The sequence below is a fragment of the Nocardiopsis sinuspersici genome (assembly GCF_001998325.1).
Lineage (GTDB): Bacteria > Actinomycetota > Actinomycetes > Streptosporangiales > Streptosporangiaceae > Nocardiopsis > Nocardiopsis sinuspersici.
In genome coordinates this window covers 4,812,209-4,833,270 of the sequence record NZ_MCOK01000001.1, presented here as the reverse complement: position 1 = coordinate 4,833,270, position 21,062 = coordinate 4,812,209, and the positions used below count along the sequence as shown (strand labels likewise).

The 21,062-nt window shown below is 70.8% G+C and carries 19 protein-coding genes; 5 read left to right on the top strand and 14 right to left on the bottom strand.

Going from position 1 to position 21,062, the window contains the following annotated elements; genetic code table 11:
* Window positions 1-112 precede the first annotated feature (112 nt).
* The gene (locus tag NOSIN_RS20875; protein ID WP_077692375.1) at window positions 113-2,008 is read left to right on the top strand and encodes an endonuclease/exonuclease/phosphatase family protein; all 1,896 of its coding nucleotides are present in this window, start codon (window positions 113-115) and stop codon (window positions 2,006-2,008) included.
* A 16-nt stretch (window positions 2,009-2,024) separates the two neighbouring features.
* On the opposite strand, the gene NOSIN_RS20870 is transcribed toward NOSIN_RS20875, so the two are convergent.
* The 6 genes from NOSIN_RS20870 to purS form a co-directional block, all read right to left on the bottom strand.
* Window positions 2,025-2,264, bottom strand: a complete 240-nt coding sequence (locus NOSIN_RS20870; protein WP_077692374.1) for a hypothetical protein — start codon at window positions 2,262-2,264, stop codon at window positions 2,025-2,027.
* A gap of 196 nt (window positions 2,265-2,460) precedes the next feature.
* A complete protein-coding gene (purL, locus tag NOSIN_RS20865) occupies window positions 2,461-4,755 on the bottom strand; it encodes a phosphoribosylformylglycinamidine synthase subunit PurL (RefSeq protein WP_077692373.1) in 2,295 nt (764 codons plus the stop codon).
* Between the two features lie 70 nt (window positions 4,756-4,825).
* Window positions 4,826-5,362 (bottom strand): hypothetical protein, encoded by a 537-nt coding sequence (locus NOSIN_RS20860; protein ID WP_077692372.1) that lies wholly within the window; start codon window positions 5,360-5,362, stop codon window positions 4,826-4,828.
* Between the two features lie 28 nt (window positions 5,363-5,390).
* The gene (gene purQ, locus NOSIN_RS20855; protein ID WP_077692371.1) at window positions 5,391-6,086 is read right to left on the bottom strand and encodes a phosphoribosylformylglycinamidine synthase subunit PurQ; all 696 of its coding nucleotides are present in this window, start codon (window positions 6,084-6,086) and stop codon (window positions 5,391-5,393) included.
* Between the two features lie 437 nt (window positions 6,087-6,523).
* The gene (locus tag NOSIN_RS20850; RefSeq protein WP_077692370.1) at window positions 6,524-7,003 is read right to left on the bottom strand and encodes an ATP-binding protein; all 480 of its coding nucleotides are present in this window, start codon (window positions 7,001-7,003) and stop codon (window positions 6,524-6,526) included.
* 404 nt (window positions 7,004-7,407) lie between these two features.
* Entirely contained in the window at window positions 7,408-7,653 is a 246-nt protein-coding gene (purS, locus tag NOSIN_RS20845) for a phosphoribosylformylglycinamidine synthase subunit PurS (protein WP_077692369.1), read from the bottom strand.
* A gap of 278 nt (window positions 7,654-7,931) precedes the next feature.
* Here purS and NOSIN_RS20840 point away from each other — a divergent pair, with 278 nt between their 5' ends.
* The 4 genes from NOSIN_RS20840 to NOSIN_RS20825 all read left to right on the top strand — a co-directional run bounded on the left by NOSIN_RS20840 (window position 7,932) and on the right by NOSIN_RS20825 (window position 12,599).
* Window positions 7,932-8,549 carry a sigma-70 family RNA polymerase sigma factor gene (locus NOSIN_RS20840; protein ID WP_077692368.1) on the top strand — a complete coding sequence of 206 codons (618 nt, stop codon included), beginning with the start codon at window positions 7,932-7,934 and terminating at the stop codon, window positions 8,547-8,549.
* A gap of 518 nt (window positions 8,550-9,067) precedes the next feature.
* The gene (gene pdhA / locus NOSIN_RS20835) at window positions 9,068-10,183 is read left to right on the top strand and encodes a pyruvate dehydrogenase (acetyl-transferring) E1 component subunit alpha (RefSeq protein WP_077692367.1); all 1,116 of its coding nucleotides are present in this window, start codon (window positions 9,068-9,070) and stop codon (window positions 10,181-10,183) included.
* Between the two features lie 3 nt (window positions 10,184-10,186).
* Window positions 10,187-11,167 (top strand): alpha-ketoacid dehydrogenase subunit beta, encoded by a 981-nt coding sequence (locus tag NOSIN_RS20830; protein WP_077692366.1) that lies wholly within the window; start codon window positions 10,187-10,189, stop codon window positions 11,165-11,167.
* A 22-nt stretch (window positions 11,168-11,189) separates the two neighbouring features.
* A complete protein-coding gene (locus NOSIN_RS20825) occupies window positions 11,190-12,599 on the top strand; it encodes a dihydrolipoamide acetyltransferase family protein (RefSeq protein ID WP_077692365.1) in 1,410 nt (469 codons plus the stop codon).
* A 194-nt stretch (window positions 12,600-12,793) separates the two neighbouring features.
* Here NOSIN_RS20825 and NOSIN_RS20820 read toward each other — a convergent pair whose 3' ends face one another.
* The 8 genes from NOSIN_RS20820 to NOSIN_RS20785 form a co-directional block, all read right to left on the bottom strand.
* A complete protein-coding gene (locus tag NOSIN_RS20820) occupies window positions 12,794-13,723 on the bottom strand; it encodes an AEC family transporter (protein WP_077692364.1) in 930 nt (309 codons plus the stop codon).
* A 118-nt stretch (window positions 13,724-13,841) separates the two neighbouring features.
* Window positions 13,842-15,950, bottom strand: a complete 2,109-nt coding sequence (locus NOSIN_RS20815) for a serine/threonine protein kinase (protein ID WP_077692363.1) — start codon at window positions 15,948-15,950, stop codon at window positions 13,842-13,844.
* A gap of 68 nt (window positions 15,951-16,018) precedes the next feature.
* The gene (locus NOSIN_RS20810) at window positions 16,019-16,375 is read right to left on the bottom strand and encodes a hypothetical protein (RefSeq protein WP_077692362.1); all 357 of its coding nucleotides are present in this window, start codon (window positions 16,373-16,375) and stop codon (window positions 16,019-16,021) included.
* A gap of 14 nt (window positions 16,376-16,389) precedes the next feature.
* On the bottom strand, window positions 16,390-16,683 hold the full coding sequence (locus NOSIN_RS20805) for a WXG100 family type VII secretion target (RefSeq protein ID WP_077692361.1): 294 nt from the start codon (window positions 16,681-16,683) through the stop codon (window positions 16,390-16,392).
* A gap of 39 nt (window positions 16,684-16,722) precedes the next feature.
* On the bottom strand, window positions 16,723-17,061 hold the full coding sequence (locus NOSIN_RS20800; protein ID WP_077692360.1) for a hypothetical protein: 339 nt from the start codon (window positions 17,059-17,061) through the stop codon (window positions 16,723-16,725).
* 259 nt (window positions 17,062-17,320) lie between these two features.
* The gene (locus NOSIN_RS20795) at window positions 17,321-17,734 is read right to left on the bottom strand and encodes a hypothetical protein (protein ID WP_309232768.1); all 414 of its coding nucleotides are present in this window, start codon (window positions 17,732-17,734) and stop codon (window positions 17,321-17,323) included.
* A gap of 125 nt (window positions 17,735-17,859) precedes the next feature.
* The gene (locus NOSIN_RS20790) at window positions 17,860-18,375 is read right to left on the bottom strand and encodes a hypothetical protein (RefSeq protein ID WP_077692359.1); all 516 of its coding nucleotides are present in this window, start codon (window positions 18,373-18,375) and stop codon (window positions 17,860-17,862) included.
* A 47-nt stretch (window positions 18,376-18,422) separates the two neighbouring features.
* Window positions 18,423-21,044 carry a TPR repeat region-containing protein gene (locus NOSIN_RS20785; protein WP_077692358.1) on the bottom strand — a complete coding sequence of 874 codons (2,622 nt, stop codon included), beginning with the start codon at window positions 21,042-21,044 and terminating at the stop codon, window positions 18,423-18,425.
* Window positions 21,045-21,062: the final 18 nt, after the last annotated feature.

The following is a 21,062-nucleotide window of genomic DNA, read 5'->3' as shown; positions in this document are numbered from 1 at the left end:
GGCCCGGCGGCGTGTCGGGGACCGGGCCTTTCCTCCGGCGACGCCTCCACCCCTTGCCACGGCGGGCGCGAGACATGAGAATCCTTCGTGTTCGTCGAGGGAGCGGAGGGCCATGCGCCGGGACCGGCTCGCCGCCGCCGTGGGAACCGTCCTGTTCCTGGACGCGCTCCGGGTGTTCCTGCCGTCGCTGATCACCCTGTTCGGCCAGGCCGGGTCGACCGATCCCGCGCTGATGGGCGCCTTCGCCCTCGCGTGGTTCCTGGCCCCCCTCCCCCTTGTCCCGCTCGCCCGCCGGATCGCGCCCACGGCGCTGGCCGCGGCCGCCGCCGTGGCGATGGCGGCGGGGCGCCTGGCGCTCCAGGCCACTGACGGCGGCGGCCCCCAGTTGTACGTCTCCGCCGCCACGGTCGGTGCGGGGGCCGTGTGGCTGGTGTGCACCGCGATGGCGTCCACCTCCGACGGCCGCCTGCGGGGCCGTGAGGTGGTGGTCGGGGTGGTGGCCGGAATCGCGGCCGGCACGGTCGTCCACACGCTCGTCGGTACCGTCGACCTCGTGTGGTGGCCGACCCCTGTGGCGTGGGGGCCGGTCGCCGCCGGGGCCGGCCTCTTCCTCCTTCTCCTGTACGGCGTCCGGAACACGGATCCGGGACCGGCTCGGCCCGTGCCGCCCCGGGCCTGGCTGCTCCTGGGCCCGCTGTTCCTCCTCTCCGGCCTGTACACCGCCAACCCGGCGGTGGGGCAGACCCTCGCGGAGTCGCCGCTGGGAGCCGCGGCCGTCGCCACGGGCGCCGTGCTGTCGGTGGCCTTCGCCTCGCGCCCGCACCTCCTGGGCGGGAGCCGGTGGGCGGCACCGGCCGTGCTCCTGGCCGCGCTGGTGTGGCTGGCGCTCCCCGGCACGCCTCCGGACGCGGCGGGCGCCCCGTCCGTGGCCGCGCTGGTCGCCGGGCAGCTCGCCCTGGCCGCCTGCGCGGGCCGGGCCGTGCTCCCCGGGCCCGGGCGGGCGTCGGCGGTGCGCACCGGGCTGGCCGCCGCGTCGGGGCTGCTGCTGTTCGTGGTGCTGGTGTTCGCGTTCTACTCCGCCTACGACCTGTACGTCCCCAACGCGTACGTGCCCTTCGCCGCCCTGGCGCTGCTCCTGCCCGCCGTGGCCTCCCGGGAGCCGCAGGCCCGCGAGGCCTCCGGCCGGCGCGGACTCGCGGTGGCCGCAGGGGCGGGCGCGCTCACCCTGGCCGCCACCTCCCTCCACCCGCTGCTCCAGGACCGGGGAGGCCCCGCGGCCGCCGACGGGAGGGGAGGGGGACTGCGCGTGGCCGCCTACAACGTCCGGATGGGCTTTGGCATGGACGGCCGTTTCTCCGCTTCGGAGCAGGCCGGAGCGCTGCGGGACCTGGACCCCGACGTCGTCGTCCTCAGCGAGGTGGACCGCGGCTGGCTGCTCAACGGCGGACACGACGGGCTGTCGGGTCTGGCGCGCGAACTCGGCATGACCCCCTACTGGGGACCCGCCGACGGGCCGCTGTGGGGAGACGCCGTGCTCACCGCCCTGCCGGTCACCCGCGAGCTGCGGCACCCGCTCACCCCGAGCGGCCCCACGGGGGCCCAGGCGCTGGAGGTGACCGTGGACTGGAACGGTACCGAGGTCACCGTGGTGTCCACCCACGTGCAGCCCGCGGACCACGGCTTCGCGGAGGCGTCCTCCAGACGGCAGCTGCGCGACGTCGCGGAGATCGCCCGACGGGCCCGGGAGCGCGGTGGCCCCGTCGTCGTGGCCGGGGACCTCAACATCGAACCGGACGATCCCGCGTGGGGCGTCCTCACCGGGCACGGGATGCTCGACGCGTTCGACGAGGCACGGCCCTTCCCCACCCTGCCCGGGGAGACGGGCTCCGACCAGCAGATCGACCACGTCCTGCACTCGGGGGACCTGGTGCCGAGCGACCCCGCGAACCCGGACGTGCCCCACTCCGACCACCGGCCGGTGGCCGTCACACTGACACCCGCGGACTGACCGTCGGGCGGGCCCGTCAGGCGGACCGGCCCTCGTACCTGCGGCGCCGCCCCACCCAGTACACGTTCACGCAGGCGGCGACGAAGCCCGCGCCGAACAGGACGACCAGCCACGTCTGGTCGGTCAGCAGGTAGGCGCAGACCGCGGCGGCCAGCAGTACCAGGGCGCCGAACACGGCCAGCACCATGCGAAACCCCAGGGCGCTCGCCGGGCGCTCGTGGCTGCCCAGGGGGCCCTTCAACCTGCCCCGTCGCATGACCCCAGCTCCTTTCACGCCTGCGTCTCGTCGTTGTCCTCCTCGACCCCTACCCATCGGAGGAGGGTGAACCGGGAGTGAGGACGACGGAATCCGCGCGAGCCGGCCCCTCTCCCCGAGCGGGGGGCGCAGGACCGGCTGGGACGAGCGGCGGGGGCGCCCCGGAGAGGGGCGTCCCCGCCGTACGCGTGTGGGGCTACACGCCGTCCATCAGGGCGGGCAGGGCGGACTCGTAGGCGGTGCGCAGCTCGGCCAGCGGGATCTCCACGGCGCCGCCAGGGTGGGTGACCGACAGGGCGTCGCCGCCGACCGCGCCGATCTCCGCCACCGGAACTCCGTGCGTGGAGGCGAGGGCGAGGAAGGCTTCCTCCTCGCCCGGTCGGACCGCCACGACGGCGCGGGCCGCGGACTCGCTGAACAGCGCGGTGAAGGCGTCGCCGTCGACGGTCACCCGCACGCCCTTGCCGCCGCGCAGCGCCGACTCGGCCAGGGCGACCGCGAGGCCGCCGTCGGACAGGTCGTGCGCGGCAGAAGCCAGGCCGCGGTCGGCCGCGGTGGCCAGCACCTCGCCCAGTGCGGCCTCGGCGGCCAGGTCCACGCGCGGCGGCATTCCGCCGAGGTGGCCGTGCACGACGTCCGCCCAGGCGGAGCCGCCGAACTCCGGCCGGGTCTCGCCCAGCAGGAAGATCCGCGCGCCGTCGGTGTCGAAGGCCGTGCGCAGCCGGGTGCGCACGTCGTCGATCACGCCGAGCACGCCGATCACCGGGGTGGGGTTGATCGCCACGTCGCCGGTCTGGTTGTAGAAGCTGACGTTTCCGCCGGTCACCGGGGTTCCCAGCTGCCGGCAGGCGTCCGCCAGACCGCGCGTGGACTCCGCGAACTGCCACATCACCCCGGTGTCCTCGGGCGAACCGAAGTTGAGGCAGTTGGTGACCGCCAGCGGGCGGGCGCCCGTGGCGGCGACGTTGCGGTAGGCCTCCGCGTACGCGAGCTGCGTCCCCGTGTACGGGTCCAGGCGGGTGTACCGGCCGTTGCCGTCGGTGGCCAGGGCCACGCCCTTGTGGGAGTCGTCGGAGACGCGGATCATCCCGGCGTCGTGCGGCGTGGAGACCACCGTGTCGCCGCGCACGTAGCTGTCGTACTGCTCGGTGACCCAGGACGGGTCGCCGATTCCCGGGGCGCCCAGCACGCGGAGCACCTGTCCGCGCAGCTCGGTGTCGTCGGCCGGCCGGGCGAGCGCGGCGGCGTCGTCCGCCTGGAGCGCGTCCTGCGACGCGGGCCGCGCGTACGGGCGCTGGTAGACGGGTCCCTCGTCGGAGGCGGTCCGCGGGGGCATGTCCACCACGGTCTCGCCGTGCCAGGTCATCACCAGGCGACCGCCGCGCTCGGCCTCCTCGGGGGTCACGTCGGTGACCTCGCCGATCTCGGCGGCCAGGATCTGCCACTTGTCGCAGACGGCCAGGAACTCGTCCATCCTCGCGGGTTCGACGATCGCCATCATGCGCTCCTGCGACTCGCTCATGAGGATCTCCTCGGGAGTGAGCCGGGGGTCGCGCAGCGGGACCCGGTCCAGTTGGACGCGCATGCCTCCGGTGCCGCCGGCGGCCAGTTCGGTGGTGGCGCAGGACACGCCCGCCGCCCCCAGGTCCTGGATGCCGACGACCAGGTCCTTGTCGAACAGCTCCAGGCTGCACTCGATGAGCAGCTTCTCCATGAACGGGTCGCCGACCTGCACGCTGGGCCGCTTGGCGTGCGACTCGTCGTCGAAGGTCGCGCTGGCCAGCACCGAGGCGCCGCCGATCCCGTCGGGGCCGGTGGTGGAGCCGAACAGCACCACCTTGTTGCCCGGGCCGGGCGCCTGCGCCAGCTTGATGTCCTCGTGGCGCATGACGCCCACGCACAGGGCGTTGACCAGCGGGTTGCCGACGTACCCGGCGCCGAAGCCGATCTCGCCGCCGATGTTGGGCAGGCCCAGGCAGTTGCCGTAGAAGGAGATGCCCGACACCACGCCGGGCAGGACCCGCTTGGTGTCGTCGGCGTCGGCGGGGCCAAAGCGCAGCGCGTCCATCACCGCGACGGGACGGGCGCCCATGGTGAGGATGTCGCGGACGATGCCGCCCACGCCGGTGGCCGCGCCCTGGTGCGGCTCCACGTAGGAGGGGTGGTTGTGCGACTCGATCTTGAACGTCACCGCACGGCCGTCGCCGACGTCCACCACGCCCGCGTTCTCACCCATGCCGACGAGCAGCGCGTCGTTCTCGGGCGCCTTCTCCCCGAACTGGCGCAGGTGCACCTTGGAGGACTTGTACGAGCAGTGCTCGCTCCACATGACCGAGTAGATGGCCAGTTCGGCTGAGGTGGGGCGGCGGCCCAGGATCTCGTGGACCCGCTCGTACTCGTCCTTGGCCATGCCCAGTTCGGCGTACGGCTGAGGTGTGTCCGGGCTGTCGTGCGCCACGTCGACGGTGTCGAGACCAGGTACTTCAGACATGCGTGGTTCCGTTCGGGATGTGCGGGTGTGGGCCGGGCCGTGGCATCCGCCCAACGGCGCGGAGCCATGGTCAGGGAGTGGAGGGCGGGGCGTCGCCCGCGTCACCGAGCATCAGCACCGCCGGCGACTCCGGGTCGTCGTGGGAGGAGGTGTCGGCCAGCATGTGCTCGCCGTCGCTGAGGAAGACCTGGTCCTCGCGCGCGCCCTCGGGCCGCTGCTTCTCCCAGCCCCGCTCGGTGAGGTGGGAGACCACGGTCTCGACGGTCTCGCGGGAGTCCTCGGGCAGTTCCCCGTCCTCCGTCATGACCATCACCAGCCGGACGCACGAGTCCTGCTCGCAGTACACGTCGGCCTCCGGGTCGGAGACGTAGGCCAGCCCGGACGGGGCCTGGCCGAGCACGTCCACGTCCGGAGCCGTACCCGGGGCCTGTCCGCCGTCCTGCGGGGCCTGTCCGCCGTCCTGCTGGCCCTGGCCCTGCGGCGGCGCGGCGGCGGGCGCGGTCCCGATGGCGTTGAACAGGCCCACGGCGGCGGACACCACCAGGCCCACGACGACCAGTCCGGAGAGGACGAACATCGTCTTTCTGGAGCGCAGCAGCGCCATCAACGGCCAAACCCCCTAGTGGGTGTACGGGTCAGGCGTTCACCGGCGAACCGGTGGCCAGGTGGGTGAGGATCGAGGTGAAGAATCCGAGGCCCTCGGTGGAGGGGCCGGTGAGCGCCTCCACGGCGTGTTCGGGGTGCGGCATGAGGCCGACGACGTTTCCGTGCTCGTTGGTGATCCCGGCGATGCCGCGGCGGGAGCCGTTCGGGTTGTCGCCGGCGTAGCGGACCACGACCCGGCCGGCGGCCTCCAACTCGTCCAGGGTGTGCTCGTCGGCGACGAAGCTGCCCTCGCCGCTCTTGAGCACCACCAGGATCTCCTGGCCCTCGGTGTAGGAGCTGGTCCACGCGGTGCCGGTGTTCTCCACACGCAGCACCTGGTCGCGGTTGACGAACCGCAGCGAGGAGTTGCGGGTCAGCGCGCCGGGGAGCAGGTGGCTCTCGCACAGGATCTGGAAGCCGTTGCAGATGCCGAGGACCGGCAGCGCGCCCGACCGGGCGGCCGGGACCAGCTCCGACATCAGCGGGGCGAACCGGGCGATGGCCCCGCAGCGCAGGTAGTCGCCGTAGGAGAAGCCGCCGGGCAGGACCACGGCGTCCACGCCCCTGAGGTCGGCGTCCGCGTGCCAGAGGGAGACGGGTTCGGCGCCCGCCAGCGCGACCGCGCGCGCGGCGTCCCTGTCATCGAGGGAGCCGGGGAAGGTGACGACGCCCACACGGGCTGTCATGAGCACACTCCGAGAGGTTGGATCGGACCCGCTCCCGCGGGAGCGGGGAGCGTTCGGCGAGGAGATGCCGGTGCCTGGCCCCGTCGTTGGAGACGGTGCGGCCGCACTTCGCAGCGTACCCGCTCACCTGTGCTCCGGTACGACGGCGGACCCTCCTGGAGGCCGCGTCTTGGGAGGATCCTCCAAGGAGGGGGCCCGTCACACGCCCGTGTCCGTGTGCGATCCGACGGGAACGGCGGGGCCGCACCGCCTGGTTCCGCGGATACGCGGTGCGTACGGCGGAGGGGACGCCGAGGGGTCGGCCGGGGGATGTGGTCTCCGTCACGGGGCGCTCCGGCGGGCCGGAGTGCGCCGCCCGGAGCGGAGGTGCTGTGGTGGACCGGAGGCGCCGCGTGGACCACCGCACTCCGCGTGGACGGTTCGCGGAGGCGGTCGTTTCACAGAAGGGCGTAGCGCTGGGCCGGTATTGGCCCGGCCTCCTCCTCCGACGGCGGTCCGTCGCACACGGTGAGCCTCTTTCGCAGGAGGACCGTCGTACGCGGCTCCTCCTCGAAGTCGACCTCGTCCATGAGATAGCGCATCAGCAAAATGCCCCTGCCCGATTCTGAGTCCAACGACGGGAGGGGCGTGTGATCGGTGGTGAGCCTCTCGGTCAGCGCCTCGGGATCGGGCGCCCTTCCGGTGTGGGATATCCGTAGTTCACACCACCGCCCGCCCATCTCGGCCTCGACCATGTAGTCGCGTGCGGGACCGCCGTGGTCCACCGCGTTGCTACAGGCTTCGGAAACGGCCAGGAGGATGTCGTCGACGCAGTTCCGGCACACTCCCGCTCGGACGAGCAGAGTGCCGAGGACGTCGCGTGCGACGGAGACCGTGTATGCCTGTCTGGGAAGGGAGATCGAGAAAACGGCGTCCATTCGTCCACCTCTCGTGCTCCGTTGTCGTGCTTTCGACCCGGCCTTGTCAGAGAACCTTCCCCGGAGACACGTGAAGTAAAACGAACAGCCGTGCCCGCAGGGGGACACGGCTGGATTTTTCCGGCACTTCCGGCACGTCGGACAGCATGCGAACGAATTCACGCTTTTCCCGTGCGGCGCGGGGAGATGCGGCCGTCACGGCGGAACCAGGACAGGAGTGTGGCCTATGTCATACGCGGTGCGAGGTGGATACTGAAGACAATCCCCGATTTCCGGAAAGATTCCGTCTTCCGTGAATCCCGCGGTGGTAAAGAAGCCACGTGAGACCGGACCGGGTTCCGTTCGGAAGCGTGTTCCCGGGAACGCGTCCTCCAAGGCGTGTCCGCCGGAGGGGGCCGCTCCGCCTACTCCTCCACGCGGACCTCGAAGTCCTCGATGACGGTGTTGGCGAGCATGGTCTCGGCCAGGCGGCGGACGTCGGCCAGCCTGGCCTCGTCCACCACGCCCTCGACCTCGACCTCGAAGCGCTTGCCCTGGCGGATCTCCTTGATCCCCTCGAAGCCCAGACGGGAGCAGGCCCCGGCGATGGCCTGGCCCTGGGGGTCCAGGATCTCGGGCTTGAGCATGACGTCAACAACGACGCGGGCCACAGGGTCCTCCACGGGGAAACTGGTGTGTGCCGCACGTGCCTGCGGCGGGCGGGCCACCCCCCGTCGGACCGGAGGGGGCGACGCAAGCGTACGGTACGTGGGAGTGGGTAGGCGTGCTGACCAGGAGGCGCGCCGCGTCTTTACCGCACACTGACCAGTACCGGCGACTGTAACGGGGCTCCCGTGACCCGTATCACGTGGATTGATGTCATCATTGGAAGTGCGCGGTGGCGTCTAACAGGGTGGAAGTGATCGTCCGGTCGTCCTGAGGGGGAATCTTGACGACTATCGAAATGGACCAGGCCTCCACGACTGGTGCCCACCGCGGTGAAGAGCAGGAGTTGGACTTCGCCACCGCGGTGACACCGTTCGCCGACCAGCTCTATCCCACGGCTCTGCGGATGACCCGCAACCCCGCCGACGCCGAGGATCTCGTACAGGAGACCTTCGCCAAGGCCTTCGCGAACTTTCACCAGTTCCGTGCGGGTACCAACCTTCGGGCCTGGCTTTACCGAATTTTGACCAACACCTTCATCAACACCTACCGCAAGAAGCAGCGCGAACCGCGGCAGGAGACCACCGACGAGATCAAGGACTGGCAGCTCGCCGCCGCCGAGGCGCACACGTCGTCCGGCATGAGGTCGGCGGAGAACGAGGTCCTGGACCACCTGCCCGACTCCGACATCAAGCAGGCGCTCGCCCGGCTGCCCGAGGAGTTCCAGGAGGTCATCTACCTCGTCGACATCGAGGGCTACGCCTACAAGGAGGTGGCCGAGCGCATGGGGACCCCGCTGGGGACGGTGATGTCCCGCCTGCACCGCGCCCGCCGCCAGCTCCGCGAGATGCTCGCCGACTACGCGCGCGACCGCGGGGTGCGTGTCCCCGCCGCCCACTAGGCCCGCCAGGGAGTGCTCGGCGGACACGTCCCCGGCGCTCTCCAGCCGGCCGGGGCGAGCCCGCGGCCCCGTCCCGCGCCCCGATCCCCCGTGCCCGCGGCGCTCCTCGCCGCGTCCCCGTCTCCCCGCACCCGCCCGGCCGGGAAGCCGCCCGCCGAGGCCCGGTCCCTCCGTTTCCTCACGACCACACAACACTTCCGACGCACTGGACGGCCCCTCGCCCGCGCGAGGGGCCGTCCGCGTGCCGTGCGCCCGTCGCGGGGCAAGTGCCCACAACGTTGCCGGAAAGCCCTCGCCGATGCTAGGAAGCCCTGCTAAACGCTCTGCCGGGCGACCGAGGATCATGGGGTCCGCAGCGGAAAAGGTGATGCTGAGGGCTTGCGCTCTCCATGGTGAGGTCTGTCACGATATGGGGAGGGCTGTCCACCCTCACCCACCACCCCGGGTGAGGGCGGGCCGTGATTCGGCCGATCAGCGTTCACCCACGCGAAGTCGGCCCCGACAACCCGAGGAGCAACGTGTCGGATACCACCGCGCACGAGAAAACGGAGCTCATCCAGCTCCTTACACCGGAAGGGGAACTGACGGGGCATCCCGACTATCCCCTGGACATCAGCGCGGAGGAGATCCGCGCGCTCTACCGTGACCTGGTCCTGGTACGCCGAGTCGACAGCGAGGCCGTATCCCTCCAGCGCCAGGGCGAGCTGGGCCTGTGGGCCTCACTGCTCGGCCAGGAGGCCGCCCAGATCGGCTCCGGCCGCGCACTGCGCGAGAACGACATGGCGTTCCCCTCCTACCGCGAGCACGGCGTCGCCTGGTGCCGCGGCATCGAGCCCAAGGAACTGCTCGGCATGTTCCGCGGCGTCACCAACGGCGGCTGGGACCCCCACGAACTGGGCTTCCACCTGTACACGATCGTGATCGGCAGCCAGGCGCTGCACGCCACCGGCTACGCCATGGGCGTCCAGCGCGACGGCGCCGTCGGCGAGGACGGCACGGCCGTCATCTCCTACTTCGGCGACGGGGCCACCAGCCAGGGCGACACCAACGAGGCGTTCAACTTCGCCTCGGTCAACAACGCCCCCGTGGTCTTCTTCTGCCAGAACAACCAGTGGGCCATCTCCGAGCCGCCGGAGCGCCAGGCCCGCGTGCCCATCCACCGCCGCGCCGCCGGGTTCGGCTTCCCCGGCCTGTTCGTGGACGGCAACGACGTCCTGGCCTGCCTCGCCGTCACCCGGGCCGCCCTGGACAACGCACGTGAGGGCAACGGCCCCACGCTCATCGAGGCGTTCACCTACCGGATGGGCGCCCACACCACCAACGACGACCCCACCCGCTACCGCGCGTCGGGGGAGTTGGACGAGTGGAAGGCCAAGGACCCGATCCTGCGGGTCCGCCGCCACCTGGAGCGCGGAGGCCTGGCGGACGAGGAGTTCTTCGCCTCCGTCGACGCCGAGGCCGACAAGCTGGGCGAGCAGGTGCGCACCGAGTGCCGGGCCCTGCCCGACCCCGAGCCCCTCGACATCTTCCACGAGGTGTACGCCGAGCCCAACGTCCAGATCGACCACCAGCGGTCCGAGTTCGCCGAGTACCTGGCCTCCTTCGAGGGTGCCGGCACTGAAGGGGGCCGTTAGGCCATGGGAACCAACCTCACCATCGGCAAGGCCATCAACGCGGGCCTGCGCGCCGCCATGGAGGACGACTCCAAGACCCTGATCATGGGCGAGGACGTCGGCCGGCTCGGCGGAGTCTTCCGGGTCACCGACGGCCTGTACAAGGACTTCGGCGCCGACCGGGTCATCGACACCCCGCTCGCCGAGTCCGGCATCGTCGGCACCGCGATCGGTATGGCCATGCGCGGCTACCGCCCCGTGGTCGAGATCCAGTTCGACGGCTTCTTCTTCCCGGCCACGAACCAGACCTTCACCCAGTTGGCCAAGATGCGCCGCCGCTCGGCGGGCAAGCTCAGCGTGCCCGTGGTCATGCGCATCCCCTACGGCGGCGGCATCGGCGCCGTGGAGCACCACAGCGAGTCCCCCGAGGCGTACTTCACGCACACGGCGGGCCTGCGCGTGGTGACGGTCGCCAACCCCGAGGACGCCTACTGGATGATCCAGCAGGCGGTGCACTGCGACGACCCGGTCATCTTCCTGGAGCCCAAGCGGCGCTACTACGAGAAGGCCGAGGTCGACACCGGGGCCTCCCTCGCCGAGGCGGTCCCCATGGGCGCCGCCCGCGTGGCCCGCCCCGGCACGGACGTGACCCTGCTGGCGTACGGGCCCATGGTCAAGACCGCCCTCCAGGCGGCCGAGGCCGACACCGACCACTCCGTCGAGGTGATCGACCTGCGCTCGCTGTCCCCGGTGGACTACCCGACCCTGTTCGCGTCGGTGCGCAAGACCGGGCGCCTGGTCGTGGCCCACGAGGCCCCGCTGTCGGGCGGACTCGGCGGTGAGATCGCGGCCCGGGTCACCGAGGAGTGCTTCTACCACCTGGAATCGCCGGTGATCCGTGTTGCCGCCTTCGACACGCCGTATCCGCAGTCGCGTCTTGAGGAGCACTACCTTCCGGACCTTGACCGCGTTCTGGACGGTGTTGACCGGGCGTTCGCGTACTAGGGGATCGGGGAAACCGAAGGACATGGCGATTCAGAAGAGTGAGCCCTCCGTCGGCGGCGTGCAGTCGTTCAGGCTGCCCGACGTCGGCGAGGGCCTGGTCGAGGCCGAGCTCCTCACCTGGTACGTCAAACCGGGTGACGAGATCGAGGTCAACCAGATGATCTGCGAGATCGAGACCGCCAAGGCGGTCGTCGAGCTGCCGAGCCCGTTCGCGGGCACGGTGCGGGAACTGTTGGCCGAGGAGGGCCAGACGGTTGAGGTCGGCGCGGTGATCATCACCGTGGACGACGGTACCGGAGGCGGCTCCCCGGCCGAGGGGGCTCCAAGCGAGAAGGCCCCGGCCGAGGAGGAGCGGGAGAAGCCGCTGGTCGGCTACGGCGAGAGGGCGGCCTCCACCCAGCGCCGCCCGCGCCGCCGTCCGGCTCCCTCCGGCCCGGCGTCCGCTCCGGCGCCCGAGCCCGAGCCCAAGGCCGCCGAGCCCGTGCGGCCGAGCACACCCGCCGAGGAGACCGGGCCCGGCCCGGTACCGGCGCCGGAGCGCCCGCTGGCCAAGCCGCCGGTGCGCAAGCTGGCCAGGGACCTCGGCGTGGACCTGGCGTCGGTCACCCCCACGGGGGAGGGCGGCGTCGTCACCCGGGAGGACGTCCGGTCCGCGGCCGAGGCCGCCCAGGCCCCGGCGGCCCAGGCGGCTCCGGAGCCGGAGGCGGCGCCCCGGACCGACCGTGCCGCGCGTGAGCGGCGCATACCCGTCAAGGGCGTGCGCAAGCACACGGCCGCGGCGATGGTCAACAGCGCGTTCACCGCGCCGCACGTCACCGAGTTCCTACAGGTGGACGTCACCAGGACGATGAAGGCCGTCGCGCGCCTGCGGGAGCGGCCCGACTTCGCCGACGTGCGGGTGTCCCCGCTGCTGCTGGTCGCCAAGGCCCTGCTCATGGCGGTCCGGCGGCACCCGGAGATCAACGCCTCCTGGGACGGGGACAACCAGGAGATCGTGGTCAAGGACTACGTGAACCTGGGGATCGCGGCGGCCACCGAGCGCGGCCTGGTGGTGCCCAACATCAAGGACGCCGACGCCATGGCCCTGCCGGAGCTCTCGGCCGCGCTGAAGCGGCTGACGGAGACCGCGCGGGAGGGCAAGACCAGCCCGGCGGACATGTCCGGCGGCACCATCACGGTCACCAACGTCGGCGTGTTCGGCGTGGACGCGGGCACCCCGATCATCAACCCGGGCGAGGCCGCGATCCTCGCCTTCGGGCAGATCCGGGACATGCCCTGGGTGCACAAGGGAGAGCTGAAGATCCGCAAGGTGACGACCCTGTCGCTGTCCTTCGACCACCGGCTGGTCGACGGGGAACTGGGCTCCAAGGTGCTGCGCGACGTCGGCGCCGCGCTGGAGGACCCGGAGCTGACCGCCCTGGCCTGGGGCTGAGGCGGGGGCCGAGGCAGGTAGGAGACAACGGGGGCCGGTGCGAGTTCGTCGCACCGGCCCCCGCCCGCGAGGGGGGCCGTCCCCAAAGGGGAGGAGGACGGCCCCCACACCCTCAGTGTTCCCCGTGGGTTTTTACCGACACATGGCACTCCGTCGGCCGGGCCGGAACCAGGGCGGGGCAGGGCCGGGTGCCGCTATCCGAGCAGGAAGGTGACGGAGAACAGCACGGGGATGGTGAGGAGGGTGGTCAGCAGCACCACGTCGCGGACCATCGCCTCGCTGGTGCGGTACCGGGTGGCGAAGTTGAACACGTTCTGGGCCGTGGGCAGGGCCGCCAGCACCACCACGGAGAACAGGGCGGAGTCGTCCAGGCCGAAGACCAGGGAGCCCAGGGCCCACGCCGCCAGCGGATGGACCACGGACTTGAGCGCCACGGCCACCAGGACCGGTACGCGTTCGGGGCCGCGGCCGGGGAACGCGCTGCCGTGCAGGGAGATCCCGAAGGCCAGCAGCATCGCCGGGACCGCCATGCCGCCGATCAGGTGGAAGGGCTCCATCAGCGGTTCCGGGGGCACCCATCCGGAGGCGGAGACGGCCACGCCCGCCAGGGAGGCGATCACCACGGGGTTGCGGACCGGTGTGCCGAGTGCCCGGCGCAGGACGGGGCCCGCCCCGCGCACGCCGCCGCCGCCCAGGTCCAGGACGGTGAGCCCGACGGGGGCCATGAACAGGAGCTGTGTCAGCAGGACGGGCGCGACCACGGACGCGTCGCCGAGGACGTAGACGGCGATGGGGATGCCGAGGTTGCCCGCGTTGACGTACGACGACGCGAGCGCGCCGACGGTGGTCCGGCCCACGCCCCAGCGCCGTACCAGCCCGAGGACGACGAAGACGAGGGCCACGGCGGCCACGCTGAGCACGCTGACCAGGACCGGTGCGGACACCAGCACGGAGAGGTCGACGTCGGCCAGGATCGTGAACAGCAGGGCGGGACTGGCCACGTAGAAGGCGAGCCTGGTGAGCACCTCCTTGGCGCCCGGCCCCAGGAGGGGGAGCCTGCCGAGCATGTAGCCGATGACGACGACGCTGGTGATGACACCGAAACCGACCAAGACCCCGGACAAGGGGCGCCCCCACTGCGAACGCGCGACACGACCGTGAAGACGCTATCCGAGACCGCTCCGTGGCGAAACGGCGCAGATCACACCGCTTCGGGCGGAGGGTCCGGGCGCCGCCGCGGCGTCAGGTCCCGTCGGACGGGCTGGGGTCGGGGGAGGGACCGGGGGAGGGATCGGCCTCCTCCTCCGCCTCCTCCTCGGCTTCCTCGGCGGCCTGTTCCTCGGCCAGGCGCTCGGCCTCGGCCCGGTCGGCGGCGCGGGTCGTGCACACCTCCTCGGCCGGGGCGGAGGAGCCCTCCACGGCGACCACCGTGAAGCAGTACTCCATGACGGTGTCGTCCGTGACGACCTGCGCGGACACCGCGCCGGGGCCGGTCCGGGCCAGGGTGAGCGGGTCGTGGCCCCGGGGGCCGCCCAGGACGAAGAACGAGGCGGTGCCGCCGCTGTTGTCGGTCCAGGTCAGCTCGACGGCGCCGAGGTTGTCCGTCAGCGTGATCCCCGACGGCGCGGCGACCTCGGGCGGGGACTCGGGATCGACCACCCCGCCCCGGTCCGGGCCGGTCCCGGTCTCCTCGTCGGCGGGGGCGCCCGACTCCTCGGCGGGCTCCTCCACCTCGGAGGCGGCCGACACCGGTGTGCCGGAACCGGCCGCCGCGAACGTTCCGGACACCGCGGTGAGCACGAGGATGCCGCCCACGGCCACGGCGATGTGCATGTGCTTGCGCCAGCGCGCCTCGCCCCGCACGGGCTCGTCGGGGACGGACCACTCGGGGACGTCCTCCTGCCCGGTGTCCGGTTCGTCGTGGGGCAGGCGGGAGGTCTCGGCGGTGCCGCTCCATCCCTCGACACGGGACCAGGCGATCCGCGGCGAGATCTCCTCGCCGCGCAGCTTGGCCATCATGATCTCGGCGGTGCTGCCCGCGTCCGAGGCGGGCAGTCGGCTGCCCGCCTGCCCGTCCTCCGGAGGTGCCGGCGGCTCGCCGCGCAGGCTCCGGGCGCTGTCCAGCCGTGCGGAGGGAACGGGTGGCGGCTGGGGGCCGCTCAGCGGGCCCCGGGGTCCCGTGCCCGGATGCGCGCCGGGCGGTGCCGGTGGCCGGGGCGTTTCGTGCACCGCGTAGGGCGGTGGGGGTACGGAGCCCTGGCCGCCCGTGGGGCCCGGGTGGTTGCCGGAGGCGGTGCGGGGTTCGGCTGGCGGCGTCTGCGGTCCCGTGCCGGGGTGTGGAGTCTGTGGGCCGGTACCGGGGGACGGGATCTGTGGTCCCGTGCCGGGATGGGGAGCCTGTGGTCCCGTGCCGGGGTGCGGAGCCTGTGGACCGGTACCGGGGTGCGGGGGGTTCTGTGGCCCCGTGCCGGGATGGGGGGCTTGTGGACCGGTACCGGGGGGCGGGACCTGCGGACCCGTGCCGGAGGCCGACGGAGTGGTCTGCGGCGCACGTGCCTGTTCGAACGCGGCGGCGAACGCGGCGGCGCTGTCGTAGCGCTCCTCCGGCGCCTTCGACAGGGCGCGCGTCAGCACGCCCCGCAGCTTGCGGGACACGTCCTGCCGGGTGACCGGCGGAACGTCCTCGGTGAACACCCGGTGGGCGTGGTCGCGGGGGTGGAGCGCCGCACCGTCCTCGGGGGCGAAGGGCGGTCGGCCGACGAGCATCGTCCAGATGGTCGACGCGAGCCGGTACACGTCCGAGGCGGGTGAGCGCGGCTCCCCGCGCAGTGCCTCGGGCGGCGAGTGCGGGAACGCGTCGGTCCCGGGGCTCGGCGGGGGCATGGCCGTCCCGATCGGGTGCACGGAGCCGAAGCCGGTCAGAACCGGGGTGCGGCCCGCCCTCAGGATGTTCCCCGGGCTGACGGCGTCGTGGACCAGGCCCCGACCGTGTATCGCGCTGAGTGCGGCGGCCACGCTCCGGGCGATCGCCGCCGTCTCCTGTAGGGGAGCGGGGCCCCTGCGCACGAGCATGTCGGAGAAGGAGCCGTCCGCGTAGAACGGCAGCACCACGAAGAGGTCGCCCTCGGCCGTGGTGCCCGCGTCCACCAGGGGCACGACCCCCGGCACCCCGCCGAGATCGCGCAGGTGGTCGAGTTCGGCCCGGCCCGCGGCACGGGGCAGGACCTTGAGCACGACGTCCGCGCCGCTGGTGGTGCGCCGACCACGGACGAGGCGGGCGCGCGGTCCTTCGCGCAGCACGGTGAGCGACTCGTATCCGGGTGCCCATGAGGCGTGCTCGGAGCCGGACATGCGCGAGCGACCCCCGTTCGTGGTGGCGGCCCCCGGCCGTCAGGCACGGGGGATGGTGGTGCGGCGGGTCACAGCCGGCCGGGCAGAGGCTCCTCGGACGCGGGCTCGTGGATCAGTTGCTGACCGTAGTTCCCGAACCCGCGTTCCTCGTTGACCTCCTGCTGTCGGCCGAACGCCCCGATGAGGGCGATGACCCCGCAGATCAGTGCGGTGAGGATGAGACCGCCGATCACCGCCGGCCACACCTGCTGACGGCGCCGCCAGTAGCGGCTGGAACCGTAGAGCAGCGCCGACCGCAGTTGCCGGTGCCGCAGGGCGTCCGCCTGGAGGACGTACTTCTCCTCGTCGGGCGTGTAGTGGAACGCCTCGGGGAGCTGCGGTTCCGGATCCGCGGAGGGCGAAGGGGATGGCGCGGGGGTGGACATCGGCGATCAGCTTACTAGAACAGTCCGTCCAGGTACCGGGTGAGACGGCCGTATTTGTCCGCGGTGTCGCTGGTGGCCGTGATCATCTTCGAGAAGGCGGCGTTGACCTCGGAGAACTGCGCGTCGAATTCCTGGGCCTTGGCCTGGAACTGGGTGCTCCCGGAGCCCTCCCACTGGCTGACGGTGCTCTCGGACTGCTCGTTGATCTGGCTCATGATCGCGGTGAAGCGCGAGAGGTGGGCCTGCTGGTCGGAGGCGAGCCCTTCCAGGCCTCCGACATCGCCGTAGACGTCGAACTGAGCGGACATGGTGCACGCCTTTCTGTGGACGCGTGAAGGGGGTGGGGATCAGGCGTTGACGGGGCGGGACAGCCCGCCGAGGTCGTTCCCGGCCTGCGAGAGGTCGGCGGCGGAGTCGGTGTCGGTGATGTTGAACTGCTGCTGGCCCTCGTTCAGCTTGATGCCGTTCTGGCTGCACCAGTTCATGAGCTCGTCGAAGCGCTCGGTGAGCTGTTCGCGGGCCTGGCGGAAGTCGTTCAGCGCCTGGCCCTGGAGGGAGTCGCCGTCGTTGGACATGTCCTGGATGAGCTGGTTCATCTGGGTACGGAGGCCGTCGGACTCCATCCCGAGGTTCTCACCACCGGTCGAGAGCGCGTTGACGTTTTCGAGACCAGCGTGCTGGGACATCTGAACCCTTTCGGGGGTGGGTGTGTCACTGGACCCGTCCTCCGTGGGGCAGGGTGTCCGTCGCGGAACACGGGAGGAGGGGAGGATACGGACGATAGTAAGCGGATCGACGGCGGGTCAATGCTCGCGCACCTTCCGCCACACGGTTCACAGAGTGTTGATCACCTCTTCCGTCTGAGAGAACGCGAATGGACGGAGAAGCGTCTCAGTGGGATCGGTGAAGCCACCGGTCCCCGGGTTTCGCCGGTTCCGGATCCGGTCATGGGCGGCCGTCTCCGCAGTCGACGTAGTCGGTGATGCTGGCCGTGTACTCCTCGTGGGTGTCGAGGGTGTCCCAGAACTCGTCCATGTAGGCGTCGACGAGTTCGTCTCCGCCGACGGGTTCGCCGCACCAGGTGACTTCTTCGAAGTTGGTGGCGTCGTACAGGGACTTGTCGACCATTGTGGTGCCGCCTACCTCATCGGTTGTCCATTCATCCTTGTCGAATTCGACGAAGTACTCTCCTTCGTCCTCTTTGAGGATGTGGGCTTCGAAGAGGGCGTTCGGGCTTCCGGTGATGTCCTCGACGTCTTCTGCTGGTTCGTTCTCGGTGAGCATGCGGTCGAGGATGTGCAACATGACTTCCCGTTCGACCCATGAGCGGGAGACGTGTCCGGGGGGCAGACCTCCCATGTCCGGCTCCTCGGGCTCGGGCTCGGATGTGGAGCATGAGGTCAGCGCCGTACACATGGTCAGGGTGGCCACCAGGAAGACGGATGCGCGGCACGCCCGAAGAGTTCCTGGGGCCGGGGCTCCGGTCATGGGCGGCCGTCTCCGCAGTCGACGTAGTCGGTGATGCTGGCCACGTATTCCTCGTTGGTGTCGAGGGTGTCCCAGAACTCGTCCATGTAGGCGTCGACGAACTCCTCGCCGCTGACGGTCTCGCCGCACCAGGTGACCTCGTTGAAGTACATGGCGTCCGCGAGAGCGCCGTCTATCTGCCCGGAGTTGTGGACCGCCTCGGTTCGCCACTCATCGTGGTCCAGTTCGACGGTGTATCCGTCCTCGGTCTGTTGGAGGATTCGGGTGTCGAGCAGCCTGTCCCTCTTGCCGCCGATGTTCTCGGCGACTTGGTCCGGGTCGCCCTCGGTGAGCATGCGGTCGAGTGTGCGCACCATGACCTCCCGTTCGACCCAGAAGCGGGAGACGTAGTCCGCTGGAAGGCCTCCTCCGGGTTCGGACTCGGGTTCGGACGTGGAGCACGCGGACAGGGCCAGGCTCACGGCCAGGGTGACCGCCAGGAAAACGGGCGCACAGCCCTCGCGCGGGGGCAACGGGTCCTCCAGATCGTTTCGGTGACGATATTGTGTCCGACCGTGCGTCAGTTCTTCTCTTCCTCGCCCTCGCCGCTGTCCGGGAAGACACTTTTCGTGTCGTTGTAGGAGTTGTTGTACTGGATGACGAAGTCGGACACACGCTTGTCACCCGACTGGGTGCGGCCGTCGCTGGTGGTGATGTCCACGTCGTCCATGATGTTGCTGATTGCGCTATCCATGCGGTTGAGGTCCTGGTCCTCGTTGTCCGACCACTCGTTCGGGTTCTTCTCGACGTTGACCTTGACGGAGTCGTCGAAGACGAAGCCGTCTCCGATGTCCTCCGGGGAAAGCTGCACACCATCCCGCGTGATGGTGATGGCACCGCCGTCGATCAGGGTGTGGAACTCATCCGGGCGGATGACGCTGTTGAGCGTTTTGGGGTCTTTCTGCGACAGGTAGTCGAGAGCCTCGATCCGGAAGTTGCGCTCGATGTACTCGGCACCGGAGAAAGTCGGATGCCGCGGGAAGACCTCGTACTCGCCGTCGACGATCGCGTTCACGATGCTCTCCTCCCCGAGTTCCAGCCCCTTTGCGACAGCCGCACCGATGACCGGGATCTTCTCGGACAGGCCTCCGGCCTCGCCCACCACGAACTCGGCGATCTGTGTCTCGCGCTCGATGGTCTCGTCCAGGTCGGCGGTCCGGTCGGCGGACTCCCTCCGCAGGGCCTCCTCCAAAAGGGCCTGGAGTTGGCCCCCGCCGCGTGCCGTCTCCTCGTCCTGTCCGTTCCCGAGGAACGCGGCGGCCTCGATCTGCTGGTAGACGTCGACGGAGTTGACCACACGCCCGGCCGTCTCGTCGTTCCCCATCAGGAGCTGCATGTACATGGCGCGCTCCTCCGGGCCCATGGAGACGAAACTCCTGTCCGGGTCGAAGTCCTCGATGCCCGTCACCGGCTCGTTGTCGCGGAGCACGTCGCTGTCGGCGAAGCTGTAGATATGGGCGTCGAAGACGTCGGCGAGGCTGTCGGCCAGCTCCCCGTTGAACTGTGTGAACGAGGCGTTGGAGTACTCGTTGTCCCCCTCGGTGACGTCCACACCGGTGTTGACGAGGGCCTCGTGCATGTCCGCGTCGGTGATGGTCTCCATGAATCCGGCGAAGGCGTCCCCGGCGCGCTCACGCACGTCGGGGTCGTCGCTGTGGAGGTCCTCGGCGAGCCAGTCGGTGAGCTGGCGCGCGGTGTGGCCGTCGTCGTGCCACTCGTAGGTGAGCGTGCCCTCCAGCGCCCGCGTGCGCAGCTCCTCGTCGCCGTGGTCGACGCCCTCCTCCCCGCCGAGGTGCTCACCGGTGAGCATGTAGTAGTTGGCGTCCGTGTTGCGGCTGGCCGCGTCGATGATGTGGGAGACCTGCTCGGAGTCCGGCATCACCCCTTCGGGGTCGGGCATGTCGCCCCAGGCGTCGAGGAACGCGCCGGTGGTCAGGTGGAGGTTGGTCGACAGTCCGTAGCCGCCCTCCAGGTCCCCGTCCGTGTGTTCGAGGAAGGCGGAGAGCGCCTTCATGTCCATCCCCGTGCTCACCGGGGTGCCGGGAAGCTTGTTCTCCGCGTCGGGGTTGATCCACGTCCCCTCCACGGCGTACCGGAAGCTCTCGGGCAGCTTGTCGTACCCCCCGCCGAGCGACGGGTCCGAGAGCGCGAGCAGCCCGTCGCCGAGCGTGCCGAGGGCGTCCTCCCTCTCCTCGTCGCTCATGTCGGACCCGGCCATGAGGTCGGGGTAGACCATGATGCCCGCGCCGGTCCCGTTGGCTCGGTAGGGCTCCTCCAGGTGGGCGTAGAACTCCTCCAGGAAGGCGATCTCCTCCGAGCTGAGCTCCGTGCCGTTCTGCTGGTTCTGCCGGGCGCCGGTCCCCACCATCGAGAGCACGAGCATGATCTCGTGGTAGCGGTCGTCCAGCGGCTTCTCCCCGGACCAGTAGGCGGCGAGCTCCTCGGCGTACTCCTCGGCGTTCTCGGAGGTGAGGTCGCCGTCCTCGATGAGCGAGGAGTAGCGGGAGGGGTCGAGGTTGAGGAACGCCCAGTTGGCGTTGCCCGCGTCGATGAGCTTGCGGACGTTCTCGGGGGTCGGCCCCTGTTCGAGCAGCGTCCGCACCTCCTCGGCGCCGTCCTGGAGGCCCTGCCAGTTGGTCTGCTCGCGGGTGGTGAGCCCCTCCTGCACGGCGACGAGCTCGTCGTAGAGGGTCCGGCACCGCTGCTCGTCCCCGGCGCCCAGGTCCGTCCAGAGGAAGCCGTCGGCCTGGGGATGGGAGGAGGTGATGTGGTCGTCCTGGTACTTGGCGGGGACGGCGTTCTCCTTCTCCGTCCTGCTGCTCTCCCAGGTGGTGATCTGGGCGTCGCGCTCCTCGTGGAACGCCTTGACGACGTCCGCCCACATCTGGGCGACCGAGGCGGCGTAGGTGACGGAGACGGCGGCGTCCCGCCAGCTCTGCACGTCCTCCTCGGAGAGGCTCCGGATGTTCCAGGCGATGACGTCGGTGAACTCGCCGGCGGCCGAGTCGAAGCTCCCGCCGAGGTCGTCGGCTCGGCCGAGAAGGCGCGCGTTGAGGATCTCCAGGTCCGCCGCGCAGTCGTACATGGGCTTGGACCCGTAGTAGAAGTCGCGGGGGACGAAGATGACGGAGAAGGTTGCCACGGTCTTCCTTGGGACGGC

Bases quoted from the DNA above. Each gene is read 5' to 3' on its own strand.
- purQ (WP_077692371.1), bottom strand. From the start codon at position 6,086: ATGACAGCCCGTGTGGGCGTCGTCACCTTCCCCGGCTCCCTCGATGAC.
- NOSIN_RS20795 (WP_309232768.1), bottom strand. From the start codon at position 17,734: ATGGGAGGTCTGCCCCCCGGACACGTCTCCCGCTCATGGGTCGAACGG.
- NOSIN_RS20815 (WP_077692363.1), bottom strand. From the start codon at position 15,950: ATGTCCGGCTCCGAGCACGCCTCATGGGCACCCGGATACGAGTCGCTC.
- NOSIN_RS20805 (WP_077692361.1), bottom strand. From the start codon at position 16,683: ATGTCCGCTCAGTTCGACGTCTACGGCGATGTCGGAGGCCTGGAAGGG.
- NOSIN_RS20825 (WP_077692365.1), top strand. From the start codon at position 11,190: ATGGCGATTCAGAAGAGTGAGCCCTCCGTCGGCGGCGTGCAGTCGTTC.
- NOSIN_RS20850 (WP_077692370.1), bottom strand. From the start codon at position 7,003: ATGGACGCCGTTTTCTCGATCTCCCTTCCCAGACAGGCATACACGGTC.
- NOSIN_RS20830 (WP_077692366.1), top strand. From the start codon at position 10,187: ATGGGAACCAACCTCACCATCGGCAAGGCCATCAACGCGGGCCTGCGC.
- NOSIN_RS20875 (WP_077692375.1), top strand. From the start codon at position 113: ATGCGCCGGGACCGGCTCGCCGCCGCCGTGGGAACCGTCCTGTTCCTG.
- NOSIN_RS20870 (WP_077692374.1), bottom strand. From the start codon at position 2,264: ATGCGACGGGGCAGGTTGAAGGGCCCCCTGGGCAGCCACGAGCGCCCG.
- NOSIN_RS20810 (WP_077692362.1), bottom strand. From the start codon at position 16,375: ATGTCCACCCCCGCGCCATCCCCTTCGCCCTCCGCGGATCCGGAACCG.
- purL (WP_077692373.1), bottom strand. From the start codon at position 4,755: ATGTCTGAAGTACCTGGTCTCGACACCGTCGACGTGGCGCACGACAGC.
- NOSIN_RS20800 (WP_077692360.1), bottom strand. From the start codon at position 17,061: ATGTCCCAGCACGCTGGTCTCGAAAACGTCAACGCGCTCTCGACCGGT.